We start from the raw sequence: 20713 nt of genomic DNA on the forward strand, positions 1-20713 counted from the left end.
AAATCGTCAACGATTAAGATACTTTAAGCAGCATTTATATCTTTTGGTAGATACGACACTGAGCCACACTATGACCTGGGGACGATAAGCTTGGTGTAATTCATCTGGTGATTTGTGGCGTTCCAGATGTCAAGAGAAGCGGTTAACTTTCAAAGAAAGGCTAATTATTTTGATGAACTAAGTTTGGTTTTTCACACCACAACCAGCACAAAAATTTTTACAGTTACAACTTGCATCTGATTCGCAATGCGATGAGGCTGAGAAAGATATCGCTAGTTGATGATTATATTTCAAAGAATGTGATCGCGCTCTCCAAAGCTGAAGTATTCCTGAGCTGACAAGTTGCGCCGGAAATAGAAGCGATCACTTTCTATATCTCAGATATCCATTGACAAGTCGCGCAGAAAGTAAAAGCGATCGCTCCTCCAATCACTACCCTTAATTCGTCCCAAGTAACCCGCTAAAGGCGAGGAAAGCTCAATCAGAATATCGTGCATTTCCTCAGTTTTTAATGGCTGAGGTGGATTAGAACCAAAATATGCACCATGTAAAGCTTCAACTCCACCATTATCTAAACCTGTGTTTTGCAGGTAATTTTTTACAAGCTGGACTAGATGCGATCGCAACTTAATATCTTGGTTAACTTTATCGATGTAACGATTAACTTTATCGTCAGCCAATCCAAAGGGAGCTTGCTGCAAGCACTGCTTTAGCTCTAACAAATTGATAGAGTTTTTGTGTTGTGCTTGCATTTCTACCAATCGTTGTAGCGTTTCGGGTCTAATGACATTCATTTGATTCTCAGTAGCTGTCCTACTGGCATAAAAATTTAATTCTCCCGCTGCTACAATCAACTTGATTGAACGCTCGTACTGAGTTTTACCGAGATGGTTCATGCCAATTTTAAGGAGTTGTGCAGGCGTCCCATCAGGGACTTTCTCTGTTTTAGTAGCCTTACATTCTCCCACCATTGGATAAGGGGCGTCACAATAGAAATCCATACCTCCAGCTCCACCCATTGAGTTTGGATCGAGTCCAGAACCGCTGAAGCCTAACTTCAACAATCCTTTGCGAACTAATTTTTCAAAGGTATGACCGTCGCTGGAATTTCCTATTTGTGCAATTTTCTCGATCCAAGACCCATCTGAATCAAGTCGCTTTGTAGGCTTATCACTACTCCAACCTAGAAATATTTTGATGTCCCAATCCAGTTCTTCCGCTGCTGGATTATCAGCGGATAGTTGAGCGATCGCATTCTGCAATTCTTCCAATTCTGGATGCAGTGGCGGCTGTCTGTGTTCTAGCTGGTGTCGGCGTTGGGAGAAGATGCGATCGCTCAATACAGGCAAAGATTCAGTAACAGTTAGGAGATTCGGTAAAGAAACAAAATTACCCTTGGGATGTACCGTAACTTCTATCGGCTGAGGTAGCGGATAAACTCGCAAATAAGTCAGAAAAATATAAGGACGTTGAGACAGAATTTGCTGCAATGCTTCTGTTGTCCAAATTGTCAACCGCGACAAAGCTTCTAACGCTTCAGAATTATCTATAATTTGGCACAATTCGCACCTAGCCCAAGCTTTAATTGTGACTGTTTCAGAATTTAGCTGGGTAAATTCAGTTTGAGCAATAGACAAAAAATTCGGGCGATATTGTTGCTCCGTTGGTAGCAAGTTAATCGAAGCATCAGCAGGATAGAGGGCAAATTGTCGCCCCGGATCAATGAACGTCCGAGGCGTAGCTGCGATCGCTCTCCCTTGAATTAACGCTTCAATGTCTGGCGCTGGTAGTATTAAGGCAGTATCAAGGTTGACGGAATTTACTGGCGGCATACTTCATCTTATGGTTGAAATTGAGTTAATAACCAAGCCACAACTTGAGAGTGTGCCATTTGACGACTGCGCCGCAGAGTCTCTTCTAATACTGCCATCTCTAAACCTGGTAATATTTGAGATTGAGTAATTCTTCTACTACCACCACTAGAAATTATTTCAAAGGCAATTATTTCGGCTTGCTGCACATCAACTATCCAATATTCAGATACTTTTATATCTTCATAAAGCAACCGTTTTTCGCCTTTGTCATCAGCTAGGGTACTGTCAGAAATTTCAATAGCTATATCTGGCGGTGGAGTAACATCAAGATTAGCGATCGCTGTTCCTGTCGGTACCATTTGCGCCCGTTCTCCGATATAGTAAGATACATCAGGTTGGCACTCTCGAACACCTGTTTTCCGGTAGCTACAGTTATCCAAGCAATTCAGTGGGATGTTTTTGAGAGCGGCGAATAAGGTGACAGCAATAGCAATAATCCCATTATCTTTTGCATGATCAGGGCCTACTGACATAGTTTCAATCCTCATTCGTCCATTGTAGTAGTAGCCTTTAGCTTTTTGATAAGCTGGGTCTTCAACGGTTTGGATAAATTCATTCCATGTAGCTACAACCCAAGTATCAGTCGGTAGTTTTGTCCGCATGGTACTCATAAATTTCTCTTTTGCACTCAACTTATATAGCAATCCTATTTGAGTTGTGAGATGCTAGTCCTTCAAATACCTGACTTTTTAGATAAGTCGGGTATTTTGTCTTCACAAAGCATTTAGGACTGCTATAGCCAGGAGATCAAGCATTAATTTTGTTGAATAAGGTGTTGATTCCTTCTTCTATGTTGTCTGATTCAGATACATCAACCATCATAGGCTGCTCTGAAACTACGGGTTCTTCTTCAATCATATCCGTAGGCACCTCATAAGATGGATCGCTGAGAATCTCTTTAAGCAGAGGGTTACTAGGTCCCAGCATTTTGTCAGCCCCTTTCTCAGTGATGAACTTAATAATTTCAGCCTCACTTAACTTATAGTCCACTTCTCGCTTTTGATGAACAGCACGAATAGCTATTAGAGGTTTTATCTCATCTTCTTTGAGTTCCACAAATTCTCCACCTTTTTCTCTTATTAGAGGTTCAAGATACTTGGATTCCATAGGTTTAGTCATTTTCTTAGACCTGGAACGAACTAAACAACCTCTAGTTAAATCAAACTTTTTATAGTCATTCAGCTTGCCCAGACCTGTTGATAATGAGACACCACCAGCATACTGAAGAACTGCAACGCCAATTTTTACAGGTTGTCCGTTTTCTTTGCCAATTATCTTGAAATTGAGGTGCTTATCCGTTTTATTTTTACAGACTTTATCTGTAACCTCTTCAATTGTTACTCTTTCTACTGTCTGACCAATGAATGTCTGAAAGCCAAATAAAAGAGCATCAGCAAGTTGGAAATTATCATCTAAATAATTTTCTGGGTCTTGCTCAAGCTCTTTTGTAAAAGCAGTTTCAACTGGATCTTCTTCTTTGACAACCTGTCCTATAATCGGAGGATTACAGTTCTTTTTGCACCAATCTAAAACCTCTCTAATGGTTGGTTTTTCTTTACCAAGGTTGCGGAGTTGGCTTTCTGTAAATGGATAAAGTGGATCGGAAGGAACTAAGTTTCGTACTTCGTAATAATTTTTCAACGACAAAGTAACTAATTCAACAATAGATTCTCCGTCCATGTACTTTAATTCAATAGGATTCCCCTGAGCAGAAACCTTATTATAAACCCCACCAGGTAGCTGCTTTACTTTATTACTCCATTGATTAGGCATCATTACGCTTAAAATTAGACCACGACTGAGATTTTGCAACATATCTTTGATTAAACCAGCAACGATTTGGCTTATGTGTAAGCCGCTAATAGCATCGTAGGCATCAGGCATATCTAACTCATCAAAACAAATAACGAGTTCCTTGTATTCACTAATTAAATCTAGGATTTGCAGAACTGCATCAAAAGATTGACGCTGGGTAGGTAATTCTAATTCAATAGATTTATACTGGGCTAGTTCTTGACCCTCTAACCATTTGGTTGCATAAAGTGATTCTTCATCTGAAAGTGTCCAGAAAATCGCTTTGACAATATCAGGATCGTTAATATCTTTAGCTTTCGGAAATGCTTTTGTTAAATCCTTTACCAATTTCTTGACTTGAGGTGGCTTGCTGGTCTTAAATCTTTCAACTAATTGTTTAGGAGAAAAAAGTTTAGGATTTGGTTTGACAGCTTTTAAAGCATGATTAGTCATTTCTGTTGCTAGTTCCTGCCATTGTGTCACCTCTTGAGAGCCAATCTTCCCAAGGCTTTCGGCTAAAATTCGTTGAAATCCTTGCCTAATTTGGGAAAGATCACCATATTTACCAGCGTAGACAAACAATCCACCACCCTGAACTTGTAGACGATGGCGGATACGGCTAACAATGTGAGTTTTACCTGTTCCGTCCTGAGCAGAGATGACTATTGAAGTTGTTGAGTATTGACCAGCACTAATTTGCTCAAGTGCCTGAAAAACTGCATTAGAAGCATGGGCATTAAGAGTTTCAACATCACTGAAACTCTTACCCCAAACATCAGTTGCATTAAGATAAGGAGGCTTAGCAAACGGGTTTTGACTCAAAAGAGCAGCGTTAAGGTCTTCAGTGGAGGAAACAGAAGAGTTAGTCATGGCTTATTGTGTGAGGTAACGAATTTACAAAAGGATTTAGGTCAATTTTTAGAACTTAGGCGCTTGACATAATAACGTACTGCGCCAAGTTCAGTTTTGATGGAGTCTTCAGCTTTATCAGGTGTGATGTCTGTCATCTCGCCACCTATAAGTTGTACAAGATCGTTGGCTTGCATTTCCAGCAGCCACTCGTTGAAGTGCGATCGCGTTACCCGTTCCCCAATCTCCCGCCGAATCTGGTAAATCGGCACCAGATTGTCCAGGTTATAATTCCGATTAAGCCGATCGTAAACATCCAACGCTACAGGCTTAAACTCGTCGTAGGATGCGATCGCTTTCGCTTCCGCCTTACTTTGCACACCAGGAGCAGTCGCACCATTTGATAGTGTCCCCATCTCTCGGAGCCACTTCAACAAAGCATTAGCAGTTTTTGCCCCTATTTGAGAGTCAAACTCGAAATCACCACTTTTGAGTTTCTCGCCTAGCAACTGGACACCTTCGGAAGACAGGGATATCTTATTCTTGGAGATAGCGATCGCTCCGGCTTTTTCTAATTCTTGAAAAATGCCCTGATAGTCCGCAGCTTTCTCATTTGTTCTTTGAATTCGTTGGGTTAATTCACCTTTCTTAACTTCCGCCTTCGCTCCGCCCATATCCCACAGCGCCAACAGCAGGCGAGTTTTCCCTTGGTCTTCCGTACCCCGTAAGCCTTTAGTTGTTGCCATCTTAATAATTCTTGGTTACTAGAAAAAATTACCGTCTCAGGTAAAACCACCTAACGTATAATAACCGCACATATCTAGCAAATCGCCTGTAAATGCGCTAGAGAATGCTTGTGCTGATTTACACAAGAAATAAAATCTTTAAAAAAAATTAGTATTAATTGCTCATGGATATCGACTCAATTCTTCAACCGTTTCAACGTTTTGGTGTTCATCTTGGACTAGAACGCATTGAAAAACTATTAACCGATTTGGGCAACCCGCACCACTCTGTCCCAGTTATTCATGTCGCTGGAACAAATGGTAAAGGCTCAGTTTGTGCCTATCTCTCCGCAGTTCTAACAGAGGCGGGTTATCGCGTCGGACGCTACACTTCCCCGCATTTAATTGATTGGAATGAGCGTATTTGTCTCAACGAACAGCCAATTTCCCTGGAAACGCTGCGAGAATTGCTGCTACAAGTCCAAGCAGCTATCCAACCAGGTAAAGAGTCACCGACTCAGTTTGAAGTCATCACCGCTGCTGCGTGGTTGTATTTTTACCAGCAGGAAGTAGATGTCGCGGTGGTGGAAGTCGGATTGGGAGGACGTTTGGATGCAACGAATGTATGCTCTAATCCTCTCGTTACCATCATAACTTCCATCAGTCGGGAACACTGGCAGGTACTAGGCCCTACCCTAGCCGACATCGCTAGAGAAAAAGCTGGTATCCTCAAACCAGGATGTCCGGCAGTAATTGGGCAATTGCCAGAGGAAGCGATCGCAGTCGTAAAACAGCGGATTGTGGAATTAGGTTGTCCTGCTGTTTTCCCCCAAGCAGCGGTAGAGTTACGAACCGCTGAGGCGCAGAGGACACAGACTAAAGAAAGATTGGTGGAATATAGGGGTATTGAAAATTTGGAATCCAATCCAAATTCCGATACCCCCCTTAATAAGGAAGGTGTCGAAAATCCAAAATCGATAAGGTATCCTTTGCCGTTGTTGGGAGATTTTCAGCTGTTGAATTCGGCGTTAGCGATCGCATCTTTCCAAATTCTCTCTTCACAAGGTTGGAAAATTACCGAACAAGCGATCGCATCAGGGATGGAAAAAACTAAATGGTTGGGAAGACTCCAGTGGACAACCTGGAAAAATCGTCAATTACTCATAGATGGCGCACATAATCCAGCAGCTGCGATCGCTCTGCGTCAGTATGTCGATACACTGGAAAAATCCCCCATACATTGGGTGATGGGGATGCTTTCAACTAAAGACCATGCAGATATTTTTAAAGCTTTACTTAGAGAAGGCGAAAAACTTTACTTAGTCCCCGTACCAGATCATAGTTCAGCCGAAACTGAATCTTTAGCCACCCTTGCACAAAACATCTGCCCGCAATTAACCCATTGTCGCATCTATCCCGAACTCACAGCTGGCTTGGAAGCAGCCATAGCGATCGCTACCCCAGATGATTTAATAGTCTTGTGCGGTTCCCTATATCTAATAGGTCACTTCTTGAAATATGCAAAGTAACGTAAAGGTTCTCTGCGTTACTTTGCGTTAAAAAACTACCTCTGATCCCACGCTAAAGCCGCATCACTCACGGCTTGATCTACCGTCTTTTGTCCCAACATCGCCGCCTGCAAATTTTGATAAATTGCCTTCTGCAACTTGTTAAGATCCTTCATCGCCGGAACCAGCACCTCTGCGTCTTGCAAATCTCTAGCACTGATAGCGCGAGCTTGTGCCAATGGCGATGTTTTGGCATCACCCGCTAATTGGCGTTGATACTCTTTTAGTGCTTCAACTGTAGAAGGTAGGACATTCGCAGCTTTGGCAAAAGCCAGCTGATTTTCTGTATTTGTCACATACAAAGCAAACTTCAAAGCATCATCCGGCCGATTAGTGTCGCGGGGAACTACCAAATTCATCACCGCCACATTTTTCTTACCTGTCTCGCCAGTAATCTGCGGTGCAGCAGCCGACACTTGCGCGACAGCGGGTGCATTCTTCTCAATCGTATTCATAAACTCCGCCCCCGTCCCCAGCAGCGCCGTCTCCCCAGCCTGGTATAGTTCTACCGCACGTCTATGACCTTGCGTCAATACTTCCTGCGGCAAGTATCCCTTCTTATAAAGGTCTACCCAATACTGAAACGCCGCCTTACCTGCGGGCGTGTTAAAAGCCGCCTTACCTTCAGCATCCACCAGTTGAACGCCCATCTGCACCAACGACTCCAGCACCTCCCCGGAATCTTCTGGAACCAGCGTCACAAAAAACGCATACTTGCCAGTTTTCTTTTTAATTGCTTCAGCAACCTGTGCCAATTCCGTATAAGTTGCTGGTGGCTTACTGATACCAGCTTTTTTAAACAGATCGGTATTGTAAATTGTTACCCGCGTCGTCAGATACCAGGGAATGCCAAAACTTTTGTCATTGAGAGTGCTTGCCTTCCATATATTAGGTAAGTATGCCGAGCGTACCTGTTGAGGAACTTTAGCATCCAAATCTAACCAAGCATTGCGCGATGCCAGCTGGGAGGCGAAGTCAGGATTTAGATTTACCACATCCGGTGCCGTTTTTGCCGAAACCGCTGTCAAGATTTTGCTCTCCATCGCACTCCAGGGAACATCTACCCATAGCACCTTGACATTTTTATGTTCAGTTTCAAAGCTAGCAATCAGCTTTTGAAAATACTCAGTAAACTGTGGTTGTAGCTGCATCGTCCAAAATTCAATTTCTGGGTTTCCTGAGGAGGATGGACTAGGGCTACAACTAATCACCCAGCTGAGCATCAATCCCAACAGGGCGAATATGCTCAAACGTCTCCAGGTATTTATCCGGCTCATGTAAATCGCAATCCCATTTTGGCAATAGAAGTAATCTATACTACCCGATGAGGTATATCTAATGTATGGAATCTTTCGGGGTGTAGTTTTGTCTCTACCGATGTGTTTATGAGCTAGATTGGGTACCATAAATCTGTCTGTATTTCCCTAAACCCAATCCCCTCACCTACTACGCGATCGCAGGGCTGCGAAGAAAAGCCAACAAAAAAATATGTTTACCCGCTTTAAAGGATTAATAGCCAAACGTACCAAAGGAATTGGTATAGAAATCGCCCCGGAACGGATTAATATTGCTCAGCTACGCAAGCAGGGTCAAGGATTCAAATTGGCAGCGCTGTCCTCTACAGAGGTTCCCGAAGGAATCTTCCAAGAAGGCAAGATTGCAGATGCCCCGGCTCTAGCTGAACTGATTAAGATGGCACTGGCAGAAAGTAAAATAAAAGTCCAGAACGTTGCCACAGCCGTTTCCGGGCGAGAAGCAGTAGTGCGCGTTATCCCAGTACCAGCCGAACTCGATGATAGAGAGTTGCGCGAAATGGTGCTGGATCACGAAGCAGGTCTATATCTGCCATTCCCACGGGAAGAAGCCGATGTGGACTATCAGAAGCTGGGCTTTTTCACCGATGAAGATGGAATTGAAAAGGTGCAGGTGCTGCTAGTTGCCACTCCCAAGGAAATTACAAACAGCTATATCGAGACTTTCCGGGAAGCTGGGTTAACAATCGATGTGTTGGAGATTAGTAGCTTTGCCCTAATTCGGACGATTCGAGAGCAATTGCGACAATTTGGGCCTCAAGAAGCAGCTGTATTGGTGGATATAGAGTTCGATAGCACCGAAATTGCGATTATCGTGGATGGAGTGCCGCAATTCTCGCGCACCGTTCCCATTGGAACGTTCCAACTTCAGACTGCTCTTAACCGGGCGATGAATTTACCAACATCGAGAAGCACCGAAACGCTGCAAGCGATGACAATTCCCAACACGCCAGTTGATAACGTCAGATCGGGTGCAACAGGCATCAATCCCGGTATGGCTGCTTTGGTGAGAGTTTTAGGAGAGCTAGCCGACGAACTACGTCGCTCTATCGATTTTTATCTAAATCAGAGCGAAAATTTGGAAGTGGCGCAGCTGCTACTAGCAGGGCCTGGAGGAGGAATTGGACAACTGGATGAATTTTTCACGCAACGGTTAAGCTTGCCAACTACGCAAGTAGACCCAGTTGCTGCTCTCTCTTTGGAGGTGACAGAAGAAATTTCGCCAGTGCAAAGACCGGGATTAGGAGTTGTCTTGGGATTAGGACTAAGAGAGGTTTAAAGGGATGTATAGCTTAGATATCAATTTTCTTAAGGATCGTGGCATAGTACCAGGCCCCGCTCGTGGCAGTGGCAAATCATCAGCCCCTGATAGTAAGAAGATGCTGCCGCTTTATGCGGGATTGGCAGTTGGTCTGCTGCTACCAGCAGCGGTGGGAGGACTGTGGTTGTTGCTGCAAAACCAAACAGAACGCTTGACTGTGGTCAGCGGTACATTGGACGAGCAGCTCAATAAAGGCAAAGCCTTAGAGCAGCAAATTCAACAAGTAAATCAAGAAACCCAGGCGGTTCAAGGAGAGACAAAGGCACTCGCCAGTGTTTTTAACGAAATTTATCCTTGGTCAGCAATTTTACAGGATATACGCGATCGCGTCCCCCTGGGATTGCAAATCACCACCATTGAACAAATTGCCCCCGATGCAGCTGCTGCCGCCGCCGCTCCCCCCAGCCCCGGTGCTACAGTTGAACCACCAAACTCCAACATTCTAATAACCGGAAAAGCTCCCAGCTTCGACCACGTAAACGACTTTTTACTGACGTTGCAGCGGTCTAAGTTATTCAACAGCGACAACACCCAAATAGTGATTGCTGAGTTGAAAGACAACACAACCCAGGTGGAACTTCCTAAAAACGTAACTGAGGGGAATGGCCCTAAATTAGAAATTAAATTGCCAAAAGTGGTGGAATACAAAATTCAAACCAGCCTTAGCAATGCCCCTGCTGCCGACTTACTCCGAGAGTGGGAACGCAAGGGTGCAGTAGGATTGGTGACTCGGCTTAGAAACCTTCAGAACAAAGGAGCGCTTCAACAATGACCGCTAATCCAGATTTTTTACCATCTCAAGATGGGGATAACGCAGCTGAATATCCCACTGCCTTTGGAATTACCTTCACGCCCACAGTAAGCGGTGCTTTACTGGGCGTACTGGGGTTACTCGGAGCAGCTTACCTGGGTGTTAATATGGTGCTGCCTGCATGGGATCAGTATCAAACCCTGCAAAACGATGTGAAAAATAAGCAGGAACAAATTAAACAACAAGAACAGCTCCAGAACCAGCTTGCACAGGCAAAGGTAAACTTAAATCAGGCAAAACAGCAAAAAACCGCTGTCATGTCCATGTTTGGAAATGAGAAAAACTTGGATACGATAATGCTGGATATCAACCGCTTCGTTAGAGCTAGAAGTGCCAAGTTGACAAAATTTGAGCCAGCTCCAAACGATGCCAGCACTCCCAATAGTAGTGGTGTGATTACTGATAGCTCGTTGGGAGCAGAGGTGAATGGAAAACTCAAACATAAGGTGTATAACGTAGTTTTTGAAGGCGACTACGGGCAAACCCAATCTGTTATGAGAAGTCTAGAACGATTACAGCAATTGCTGTTAGTAAAAGACTATAAAGCAAGGATGCTTGAAAGTGAGACTCAACAAAAAGTTGTGGTCAACCGCCAAGGAAAAATTATTCCAAGCGGTAAACCAAACAACAGAACTTTAATTGAAAACTCTTTTAAGCTAGAGGTGCTGCTGCCATTGACAGCGGAAGAAGCGAAACAGGCAGCGGCAGCGGCGGCTCCACCACCGGCGCAGTAAACAGCGCTTATGGTGCCGAAAAGTCGGCATGAAAGCTGTTATTTAAGATGCAGAAATTGGTTTTTTGTGTGAGGAGAAAATAGTGAAACAGCTATCAAAATTGGGTGGGATTTTGCTGGGTTCGGCATTAGTTTTGCCAGCAACGCAACGAGTAATGGCATCTGTTACGCAAGTAACAGATGTGCAGCTCAATCCCACGGCTAACGGTGTGGATGTGGTGCTAAAAACATCTGAGGGCGAAGACTCTAAGGAGTCTGTTATCAGCCCTCAGATTTTTACAGTTAGCCGTGGAAATGAATTAACGGCAGATTTGCCAAATACCCAGTTGAGCTTACCTCAAGGTGAGAGTTTCCGTCAGGAAAACCCGGCTCCAGGCATCGCATCGATAGTGGTGAATCAGCAGGATGCCAACAGCATCCGGGTGATAGTGAGCGGGGAAGACAAAGCACCATCTGGAGAAATTAGCTCGAATAAAGAACGAGGTATTACCTTAAGCGTTAACCCAGTTGTAGGTACAACAAAAGCCGCACTTCCCACTCCAAACGACTCGGCACCAGTTAAAGATCCTCTTCCAGAGAAAGCAGCGCCAATTGCTCAGGCTGCACCGCCGCTAGCGCCACTTGCCCCGGCAGCACCACTTGCCCCGGCAGCACCGCTGGCTCCAGCGCCACTGCCGGGGCAAGCGGCTCCAGCGCTACCAGTAGTTCCTCCGGCTCAACCAGTTATAACCACCCCCAACCCAGACGTTCTGGTGCCAAACCCGAAAATTACAATTGACGGGGTTCCAGCACCAGCAGCGGGGGCTGTGCAACCAGTTACTGCGGCACCGCCTTTCTTACCGAGAGCGATCGCGCCCCCAGTCGGCGATATTACCATCTCCAACACCAACGCCGCCCCCACGGTCATCGATCTCGGTACAGCTGAGCGCGTACCCCGCTTAGTCTTACGCGATGCTCCCGTCCGAGAAGTTTTAGGATTACTCGCCCGTTCTGCGGGTCTTAATCTTGCCTTTACAGGAGCTGCGGCACAAGGTCAACCTGGACAACCCGCACCAGCTCCCGCTCCCGGTGGTGCAACCGCAGAAAGCGGACCCACAATTTCCTTGGATATTGAAAACGAGCCAGTTCAAGATGTCTTCAACACCGTCCTCCAATTGAGCGGCTTAGAAGCAAACCGAGTTGGAAACACAATTTTCGTAGGTGCTAGACTGCCCGACGACGCTCGGAACGTGATCGCACGCAGCCTGCGACTCAATCAAGTTCCCGTCACAGCTGCGGCAAACTTCCTGACTACCCAAGGCGCAGAAACCCAAATCCCTACAGAGCAAATTCAAATTCAGACGATTGGAGAGGGAGCTGCCGCTCGAACCGTTGAAATTAGAACGCCAAGTATATTAGCGCTCAGAGCGCAAGAGGGAAATGCTCCCTTATTGCTCAGAGGGGTAGCAGTGTCAGCCGACGAGCGACTGAATTCTATTACCCTCGTGGGTCCGCCTCGCAAAGTAGAAATCGCTACCAGTCTCCTGACCCAGTTGGATGCCCGCCGCCGTCAAGTTGCCGTAAATGTCAAGGTGGTTGATGTCAACTTATTAAACACCAGTGATTTTGGTACCAGCTTCTCCTTCGGGATCGGAGACGCTTTCTTTAACGTAGACCGAGGCGCAGCAGTATTCAATTATGGCGGTGTCACTCCACCTACGGCATCGCAAACGCAGGCGAGTCAGGTTACTCCAACTGTTATCCCAAACCCCTATGCAGGTGGAAATATTTTCCTTGATCCCACTAGGAGCACAGGCCCGATTCCGAATACGGGAGTAGACACCACCATAATTTCTCCTTTTGTTAATAACAACATCCCTACAACGATACCCGGACAGAATCTAACCTTTCTTCAAGGTAGAGCAGGGGTTTCAGGAAGTCCATTCCAAACAGGTATCACAGATGTGACACCGGGAACACCCAACTTAGTTACCACCACCGTAACTCCTGGGACTCCTCAAGTTGGTACTCCTGGTCAGCCTAATTTTGTTCCTGGGACTCCTCCAACAACAACTACTACCGCCACGGCGGGAACTCGAGGGACAATTACTTCTGCTCTTCCCAGCTTCTTCCAATTCCCCAGTCGATTTCTCTCGGCATTGCGATCGCAAATACAAAGTGGTAATGCTAAGATTTTGACCGATCCGACGCTGGTTGTTCAGGAAGGACAGTCTGCTACTGTCAATCTCACTCAAGAAGTAGTTGGCAACGTCAGGAGCGAATCGGAAACAAGCGAAGGTGTTAGAACTACAACAGTAACCGCAGAAATTAAGCAAGCTGGTTTAGTTCTTAATATCAGAGTGGAGCGGATTGATGATAATGGTTTCATCACTTTAGCTGTCAATCCCACAGTAACTGCGATTGGGGGTCAGCAAAATATAGTCGTTGATAATGACACCAACCAAATCGCTTTGCTGACGGTACGCAACCTTAACTCTGGACAAATTCGCCTGCGAGATGGTCAGACTTTGATTCTCTCAGGTATTATTCAGGACACTGACCGGACTACTGTGTCTAAGGTGCCAATTTTAGGCGATATTCCGATCCTGGGTGCTTTGTTTAGAAGCACTAACCGCGTGAATCAGCGACAAGAGGTGATTGTGTTGCTGACACCTCAGATTCTAGATGACTCAGCTGGCTCCTCGTTTGGCTACAGCTACACCCCAGGGCAAAATGCGCGTCAGCTATTGGAACGTAGGGGTTTCCCCGCTCCGAGTCAGTAAGAGGCTAGATTTCGTGACTAGAGAAAGCCCGCGTAGGTGGGCTTGGTTTAAGTACCAGCGACTTTAGTCGTTAGCCCGCCCCCTGCCCCTTGTCGGAAGACAGGGGGCTTATTTGTGGAATAGGGAGAGTTTTTGAACCCAAAACTGGCGTTGAGGACTCTAAGAAATACTCCATTAGATAGACTTAATCAAAAAAAATCCTCAAATCCACATAACTTAAAGGTTTCAACGATCCATATCTAGCGTCCACACTTTAGAATAATGCAGTGAAACTTCGAGGGCGTGGGAGTTTCAGCTTTTTTAAGGCTAAAATTCCTCTCGAAGAACCGTGCCTATAGCCCTTTTTTGAGACTGTAGAGGTGCAAAAAGCACGTTTTGTATAAACCGTTTGGAGTGATGAAACATGAATAAAGGTGAATTGGTTGATGCCGTGGCAGATAAAGCTAATGTCACGAAGAAGCAAGCTGACGCGGTTTTGAGTGCTGCTTTGGAAGCCATCATGGAAGCTGTTTCTTCTGGCGATAAGGTGACTTTGGTGGGCTTCGGCTCTTTTGAGTCACGGGAACGCAAAGCTCGTGAGGGACGTAACCCTAAAACTGGCGATAAGATGGAAATTCCCGCGACTAAGGTTCCAGCATTTTCTGCTGGTAAATTGTTTAAAGAAAAAGTCGCGCCTGAAGAATAACAGCTTATCTAAAGCGGCAAAAATCCTTGAGGCGACCTGTTCACGGGGGTAACTTAGCCTGGGCAGCTTCACTGGCAGGCTGTTCCCCCCACCTAATTCTTGATTTTTCGGCTAGTATCAATCCGTTGGGGCCTCCCCCAGCGGCACTTGCGGCTATTGAGGCGCATATTCAGTACCTGGGAGCCTATCCTGACCCGGAATACCACGATCTGCGGCTATCTCTGGGTCAGCTACACCAACTTGCGCCTGATTGGATTCTGCCGGGTAATGGCTCGGCAGAGTTGCTAACTTGGGCTGGGTGGGATTTGTCATCCCTTGCAGTAACTTGTCTGGTAACGCCTGCCTTTGGCGATTACTGGCGATCGCTGTTGGCGTTTAAGGCGGTAGTGCTGAATTGGGAATTGGGAATTGGAAATTGGGAATTGGGGCAAGAGATGCTTTTGCGTCTTGCCTCTTTCAACCCAGCTTCGGCTGGTTTATTAATTAATAACCCGCACAATCCCACTGGTCGGATGTTTTCAAGGGATGAGATTATACCATATTTGGAACAATTTGCTTTAGTGGTGGTGGACGAAGCCTTTATGGATTTTCTGCCACCAGACCGAGAGCAAAGTTTGATTTCAATGGTAAAGGATTACCCAAATTTGGTGATATTGCGATCGCTAACTAAGTTCTACAGTCTGCCAGGGCTACGCTTAGGTTATGCGATCGCGCACCCCGACCGACTCCGCCGTTGGCAAACTCGGCGCGACCCTTGGCCTGTCAACACTTTAGCTGCTGCTGCTGGTATAGCTGCGGTACAGGATACAGAATTTCAACAGCAAACTTGGAATTGGTTGGAACCCGCAAAGTTACAACTGTTTCAAGGGCTGGCGCATATCCCGGGGTTGCATCCTTACATGGGTGCGGCTAATTTTTTACTGGTTGAGTCAGAAGAACCCAGCCCACAGGTACAGTCCAAACTTCTCCAGCAGAGTAAGATTCTGATTCGTGATTGTGTGAGTTTTCCAGAATTGGGCGATCGCTACTTTCGGGTGGCGGTGCGTTCCGAGGCGGAAAATCAGCGCCTAATCGCAGGTTTGGCAGCAATCGGAGTAAATAACCATTAGCGATCGCTAATAACTAAGGTCAGACTGGCAATTGACAATTAGCAATTAGCTATTATCAATTAGCTACTGACAAATGACTAATTATGGCAGTTGAGTACGATTTAGTTGTAATAGGAGGTACACAGGCAGGGCGCTATGCGGCAATTGCTGCTGCCCATCTGCAAGCCCGCGTTGCCTTAATTGAAAATACGCCGCCAGGGTTGTCCTTACATTCTGGTATCTACAACCAATCTTTAACTCAGGTTGGGCGAGTACTTCAGCAGACGAGTAACGCCGATCAATTTGGTGTTTATTGGGATCAGGCTGATGCAACTTCCCCACAGCAAATCCCGGAGATTCGATTTAGCGAGGCAATTAGTTGGGCATCGGGCGTTGTCTCCACCTTAGAAGAACAGAATTCGCCAGCAGTTTTGGCTTCTTTGGGCGTTGATGTAATTATTGGTGAGGGGGAATTTTGCCGCAAACCTTACCTCGGCTTTGTCGTCAACGGGCGGAGATTGCGATCGCGTGCCTACCTAATTGCCACAGGTTCAAATAAAGCAACAACCGAAATCGACGGACTACAATCTAGTGGCTATCTGACACCAGCAGATTGGCAGCAGAAATTCCCCGAAAAACTACCCAAAGAGTGGGTAGTGATTGGCGGCGGCGCAACTGGCACCGAAATGGCGCAGATTTTAGCGCGGTTGGGTGCAGATGTTACTTTGGTGGCGCGTAGTTCCCACATCTTAGCCAAAGAAGACCCAGAGGCGGCTAGGCTAATTCAAGCGCAACTGGAAGCCGAGGGTGTCCGCATCCTGACGCAAACAGACGTGACACAAGTAAAACAGATTGATGGCAGAAAGTGGGTTTTAGCTGGTAACAAAGCTATCGAAACTGATGAAATTTTGCTGTGTACGCCATCATCGCAGCCCATCAAATCCTTAAATTTGGAAGGCGTTGGGGTGAAGATGAATCGGCATGGGATTCAGGTGAACGAGAAGCTACAAACCAGTAATCCCCGGATATACGCCTGTGGAGACGTTGCTGGTGGTCATCAGCTTCCTCACATCGCCCAGTACGAAGCCAGCATCGCCCTGAAAAATGCCTTATTTTTGCCCATCTTCAAAGCAAACTATCGCGGCATTCCCACAGCGGTTTTTTCTGACCCCATCTTGGCACGAGTTGGTTTAACAGAGGAGCAAGCCAGACGCATCTATGTTAAGGATGTCGTAGTGTTGCGGCAATATTTCAAATCTGCAAGTAAAGCCCAGATGTTGGGGGAAACCACCGGGTTTTGTAAACTTATTTTGCGTCGCAATGGGCAAATTCTCGGCAGCTGCATCGTCGGAACTCAAGCTGATGAATTGATTCACATCATTGCTTTGGCGATACAGCAGAAAATCAAGGTGAATGCTTTGTTGCAGTTGCCTCCCATTTCTTCCACCCTGTCAGAAATTATTTACCAAACCGCGCAAGAGTGGCATCAACAGCGACTCAGCAAGAATACTGGATTGCAAGATTTCCTCGAAGGCTTTTTTAATTTCCGGCGATCGCGTTCTTTTTAAACACATCAATGTAATTTTTGCAAGCTAAGGAGCTAATTTTGCCTTGTGTGCGCGGTTGTCAGAATACCACTTAGCGATCGCTGGAGTCCATTCTTCAAAGTGAACCCAAATTAGTTCGCAAAACTTTTGTGCTTCTAGTTGAGCATCTTTTTTCCATCTCAAGTCTAGTAAATGAAGTAGCGATCGCACATTACAACTCAGTACGAAATGCTGTCTTGCATCAAAAGGAATAATACTTCTAGCGTGTTCCTCAGAAAGCCCTTGATCAATTCGTTTTTTATAATGTTTGCAGGCATCTTTGCACCATTGCAAATCATCCTGACGTTGTTCTTCCGAATAGAAATAACGCTTTCCTTGACGATTAGTGTAGTTCCCAACTGGACGCATATAGAAAACTTCTTCTATGTCCAATTTCCCCTCTACTACATCAACAACTCTCTGTCCTGTATAACGGAAGGATTGTACATCAAAAGATACTCCTACACGATGAGTACGGAGTTGCTGCATCATTGAGTGGGGGAAATAACCCACATTCACTGTAATTTGAGGATGTTCTAGAGGGCCGTAATGACCGCGATCGCCTGATAATAAATGTTTAACAATCAGTTCGCCGCTTTGTTCTTCATCAGGCCAGCGATCGCGACCGTTCCAAACATATTCTTCTGCGTAATCTTGGTGCATTGCTGCCCAAATCACTTGTTGAGGATTAGGCGTGGCAGCAACTACGTCTACCCGAAAATATTTCATATTAGCATTACCTTATACTTTCGCTATTACTATTTTTTCAGGCTGATCCTGATACTTACCCTGACGAGATTCATAGCTTACCTCGCAAGGACTACCTTCAAAAAATAGCAACTGCACAATTCCTTCATTTGGATATATCCGGCAATCTGCACTCGATGAATTAGAAACTTCAAGAGTTAAATGTCCTCTCCAACCAGCTTCAGCAGGTGTCAAATTGCAGATAATACCGCATCGTGCATAAGTGCTTTTACCAATGCAAAGCACGGTGATATTTTCAGGTACTTCCAGCTTCTCCAAAGCCACCCCTAATCCATAGGTGTGAGCTGGCAGTATAAAATAGCTACCATTAGCGTCAGTGTGGAGTTTTGTTTGCTCCAAATTTTCAGGATTAAAGTTTTTTGGATCGACTATTGTGCCTGGAATATGCCTAAATATACGAAATTCCAAAGGCGATAGTCTGATATCGTAGCCAAAGCTACTCAAACCAAAGGAAATAACAGGCATATCGTTGACACGACGAACCAATTTAGGCTCAAAAGGAGAGATAAGACCCTTCTGAGCCATTTGAGTAATCCAGATATCGTTCTTAATCACAGTTCGCAAGTAATCCCAATCGGAATACTAGGATATCGTGAAGTGAGTACATTTTTCAGGGTCTGTGACTCCGGCGTATCTCGGTAATTTGATCTGCAACCTCCAGAAGCACGTGGGGCATTTCTGGCCCTGTCAAAATGATATCGACATGGGCGGGGCGTTTTTCTAAAAAAGCCAGTACCTCAGATTCGGGAATTAAGCCAAAGTTAATCGCCAAACTCAATTCATCCAGAACCACGAGAGAATATTTGCCCTCGTACACTACATTTTGTGTATGCTGCCATAACTGAAGTAACGAGTGAGTTTCTGCTTCTTCGAGGTGTGGCGTGTCAATACAACGGGGAAGATCGCAGCGAATCCAATCTAGATTTTGCCCTAGCTGCATCGGATGCTCGTGTCCCTGACCAATTCCGCCTTTGAGGAACTGTACCACTAAAACTGGAGTTCCTTGCCCCGCGATTCGTAGGGCTTGCGCCATCACGGTTGTAAAAAAATTGCGGTGAGAACTGGTGAATACTTGTACCAGCCCTTGAACGGTATAAGGTAAGCGTGGCGTGGAATTGAGAGTAGGGCTTTCTAACTGAGCAACCATAGGGCGATGTTTAAGGGTACATGGCTTGCCAAAGAAAAATTATCAAGGGCAAACGATATGTAGTGTGCTTTTATATTTTGCATCATAATCAAACACTAGATATATTTATCCGTCAATAGGTGGGTGTGATGTTGCTGCTTGCCAAAGCAGTCACGCTCGGTACGCGATAGATGGCAAAATAGCCAATACTTAAGCATGATTTGATCGCAGCAGGAGCAAGGTGCAGTGAGACTGGTAATTTTGGGAGGGCCAGGGGCAGGTAAGGGAACACTGGCGGCACGGTTATGCAGCCAACTGAATATCCCTGGCATTGCTACTGGGGACATCTTGCGACAAGCGATCGCTACTGCTACTCCACTAGGTCTAGAAGCCCAGCCTTATGTGGAAAAAGGCGAGCTAGTACCCGACCCAACTATGATTGAATTCATGCGCCAGCGCCTCCTACAGCCGGATGTAACGGCTGGTTGGCTGTTGGATGGATATCCGCGTACCGCTTTCCAAGCAGAAGAGTTAGATTTTCTCTTGGACGATTTGGGGCAACAACTGGACTGGGCAATTTGGTTGGAGGTGCCAGAATCAGTGTTGATGAGCCGTTCCTTAGAGCGATCGCGTCCCGATGATTTACCAGAAATCGTACAGCGCCGCATCGATTTATTCCAAGAGCGCACTATCCCCATATTGGAATATTACGAACATCGTCAGCGCCTGTTAACCGTCAACGGCGACCAAACTCCAGAGCAAGTACAGCACGAGATTTTACAAAAACTTAATCTTAGTTAGCTTTCAGCAGAGAAGATTTTTAAACGCAGAGGTAGCGCTGTCGCTTCGCTAAGGCAAAGGTTCGCAGAGTCCTTTGCGAACCTTTGCGCTTAAAAAGTAATTTAAGGCTGCAAACGATTAGTTACGCTAAACTGACCACTAACTGCTGTATTCTAATCAAGGATTTTGAGGCAAGTGCGATGTCTTGGCAACGTCCTGATGGTCGGCAACCTGATCAACTTCGTCCGATTCGTTTTGAGCGAATGTTCACCCGATTTGCCGCGGGTTCGGTTCTGACTAGCTGCGGCGATACCCATGTTCTGTGTAGCGTGACTATTCAAAAGGGTGTTCCCAAGTTCTTAGAAGGTAGCGGTAAAGGCTGGCTAACTGCTGAGTACCGAATGTTACCAAGCGCCACACCCCAACGCCAAGAACGGGAATTTCTCAAGCTGTCTGGACGCACTCAAGAGATTCAGCGATTGATTGGGCGCAGTCTCCGGGCATCTCTGGATTTGGAGGCGCTGGGAGAACGCACGGTGACTGTGGATGCGGATGTTTTACAGGCGGATGCGGGAACTCGTACAACGTCGATTACAGGCGGATTTGTGGCGCTTGCAGATGCCTTGGATAAATTGGTGCAGATGGGAGAGTTGGAGCGATCGCCTATTCGTCATCAAATCGCTGCTGTGTCAGTTGGACTTTTAGAAGGTGAGCCATTTTTGGATTTGAACTACGTTGAAGATGTTGGCGCTGAGGTAGATTTCAACGTGGTGATGAACGAACATCTGGGCGTAATTGAAGTTCAAGGAACTGCGGAGGAAGGAACTTTTAACCGCACTCAGATGAATCAAATGTTGGACTTAGCAGAAAAGGGTATTCAAGAAATGCTGATAGCACAGCGCGAAGCTTTAAAAACTGCATTTAGCTAAA

At 45.7% G+C, this 20713-nt stretch carries 18 protein-coding genes; 10 read left to right on the forward strand and 8 right to left on the reverse strand.

Annotated elements, in window-relative coordinates; translation table 11 throughout:
• Positions 1 to 377: 377 nt before the first annotated feature.
• From NDI42_RS04710 to NDI42_RS04725, 4 genes are all read right to left on the reverse strand, one after another.
• Positions 378 to 1832: a DUF1802 family protein gene (locus NDI42_RS04710; protein WP_190458323.1), complete on the reverse strand. Its 1455-nt coding sequence runs from the start codon at positions 1830 to 1832 to the stop codon at positions 378 to 380.
• Between the two features lie 8 nt (positions 1833 to 1840).
• Positions 1841 to 2485 (reverse strand): Uma2 family endonuclease, encoded by a 645-nt coding sequence (locus tag NDI42_RS04715; RefSeq protein WP_190458325.1) that lies wholly within the window; start codon positions 2483 to 2485, stop codon positions 1841 to 1843.
• Positions 2486 to 2621: 136 nt separating this feature from the next.
• Positions 2622 to 4538, reverse strand: a complete 1917-nt coding sequence (locus tag NDI42_RS04720; RefSeq protein WP_190458327.1) for a P-loop NTPase family protein — start codon at positions 4536 to 4538, stop codon at positions 2622 to 2624.
• Positions 4539 to 4579: 41 nt separating this feature from the next.
• On the reverse strand, positions 4580 to 5263 hold the full coding sequence (locus tag NDI42_RS04725) for a hypothetical protein (RefSeq protein ID WP_190458329.1): 684 nt from the start codon (positions 5261 to 5263) through the stop codon (positions 4580 to 4582).
• A gap of 164 nt (positions 5264 to 5427) precedes the next feature.
• Between NDI42_RS04725 and NDI42_RS04730 the strand changes: the two genes are divergently transcribed.
• Entirely contained in the window at positions 5428 to 6771 is a 1344-nt protein-coding gene (locus NDI42_RS04730) for a bifunctional folylpolyglutamate synthase/dihydrofolate synthase (RefSeq protein ID WP_190458331.1), read from the forward strand.
• Positions 6772 to 6806: 35 nt separating this feature from the next.
• Here the strand turns inward: NDI42_RS04730 and NDI42_RS04735 are convergent, their stop codons facing one another.
• A complete protein-coding gene (locus NDI42_RS04735) occupies positions 6807 to 8087 on the reverse strand; it encodes an ABC transporter substrate-binding protein (RefSeq protein ID WP_190458457.1) in 1281 nt (426 codons plus the stop codon).
• A 211-nt stretch (positions 8088 to 8298) separates the two neighbouring features.
• Here NDI42_RS04735 and pilM point away from each other — a divergent pair, with 211 nt between their 5' ends.
• The 7 genes from pilM to NDI42_RS04770 all read left to right on the forward strand — a co-directional run bounded on the left by pilM (position 8299) and on the right by NDI42_RS04770 (position 17091).
• Positions 8299 to 9402, forward strand: a complete 1104-nt coding sequence (gene pilM / locus NDI42_RS04740) for a type IV pilus assembly protein PilM (RefSeq protein WP_190458333.1) — start codon at positions 8299 to 8301, stop codon at positions 9400 to 9402.
• Between the two features lie 4 nt (positions 9403 to 9406).
• Positions 9407 to 10216, forward strand: coding sequence for a PilN domain-containing protein (locus NDI42_RS04745; RefSeq protein ID WP_190458335.1), 810 nt, complete (start codon positions 9407 to 9409; stop codon positions 10214 to 10216).
• Positions 10213 to 10989, forward strand: coding sequence for a hypothetical protein (locus NDI42_RS04750; RefSeq protein WP_190458337.1), 777 nt, complete (start codon positions 10213 to 10215; stop codon positions 10987 to 10989). The genes NDI42_RS04745 and NDI42_RS04750 overlap by 4 nt, the downstream gene beginning before the upstream one ends.
• A gap of 82 nt (positions 10990 to 11071) precedes the next feature.
• Positions 11072 to 13750 (forward strand): AMIN domain-containing protein, encoded by a 2679-nt coding sequence (locus NDI42_RS04755; RefSeq protein ID WP_313931452.1) that lies wholly within the window; start codon positions 11072 to 11074, stop codon positions 13748 to 13750.
• Positions 13751 to 14153: 403 nt separating this feature from the next.
• A complete protein-coding gene (locus NDI42_RS04760) occupies positions 14154 to 14435 on the forward strand; it encodes an HU family DNA-binding protein (protein WP_190417972.1) in 282 nt (93 codons plus the stop codon).
• 26 nt (positions 14436 to 14461) lie between these two features.
• Entirely contained in the window at positions 14462 to 15544 is a 1083-nt protein-coding gene (gene cobD / locus NDI42_RS04765; RefSeq protein WP_190458339.1) for a threonine-phosphate decarboxylase CobD, read from the forward strand.
• Between the two features lie 83 nt (positions 15545 to 15627).
• Positions 15628 to 17091 carry a dihydrolipoyl dehydrogenase family protein gene (locus NDI42_RS04770; protein ID WP_190458341.1) on the forward strand — a complete coding sequence of 488 codons (1464 nt, stop codon included), beginning with the start codon at positions 15628 to 15630 and terminating at the stop codon, positions 17089 to 17091.
• A 24-nt stretch (positions 17092 to 17115) separates the two neighbouring features.
• On the opposite strand, the gene thyX is transcribed toward NDI42_RS04770, so the two are convergent.
• From thyX to NDI42_RS04785, 3 genes are read right to left on the reverse strand one after another with little or no spacing between them, the layout of a single operon-like run.
• Positions 17116 to 17838, reverse strand: coding sequence for an FAD-dependent thymidylate synthase (gene thyX, locus NDI42_RS04775; protein WP_190458343.1), 723 nt, complete (start codon positions 17836 to 17838; stop codon positions 17116 to 17118).
• Positions 17839 to 17850: 12 nt separating this feature from the next.
• The gene (dcd, locus tag NDI42_RS04780) at positions 17851 to 18432 is read right to left on the reverse strand and encodes a dCTP deaminase (protein ID WP_190458345.1); all 582 of its coding nucleotides are present in this window, start codon (positions 18430 to 18432) and stop codon (positions 17851 to 17853) included.
• A 55-nt stretch (positions 18433 to 18487) separates the two neighbouring features.
• Positions 18488 to 19024 (reverse strand): P-loop NTPase family protein, encoded by a 537-nt coding sequence (locus NDI42_RS04785; protein WP_190458347.1) that lies wholly within the window; start codon positions 19022 to 19024, stop codon positions 18488 to 18490.
• Positions 19025 to 19249: 225 nt separating this feature from the next.
• Between NDI42_RS04785 and NDI42_RS04790 the strand changes: the two genes are divergently transcribed.
• Together NDI42_RS04790 and rph are read left to right on the forward strand one after the other, a co-directional pair.
• Complete coding sequence (locus NDI42_RS04790; protein WP_190458348.1) at positions 19250 to 19804, forward strand: adenylate kinase; 555 nt, start codon at positions 19250 to 19252, stop codon at positions 19802 to 19804.
• A gap of 179 nt (positions 19805 to 19983) precedes the next feature.
• Positions 19984 to 20712, forward strand: coding sequence for a ribonuclease PH (gene rph / locus NDI42_RS04795; protein WP_190458350.1), 729 nt, complete (start codon positions 19984 to 19986; stop codon positions 20710 to 20712).
• Position 20713: the final 1 nt, after the last annotated feature.

Origin of the sequence: Funiculus sociatus GB2-C1, from assembly GCF_039962115.1 — a bacterium.
Lineage (GTDB): Bacteria > Cyanobacteriota > Cyanobacteriia > Cyanobacteriales > FACHB-T130 > Funiculus > Funiculus sociatus.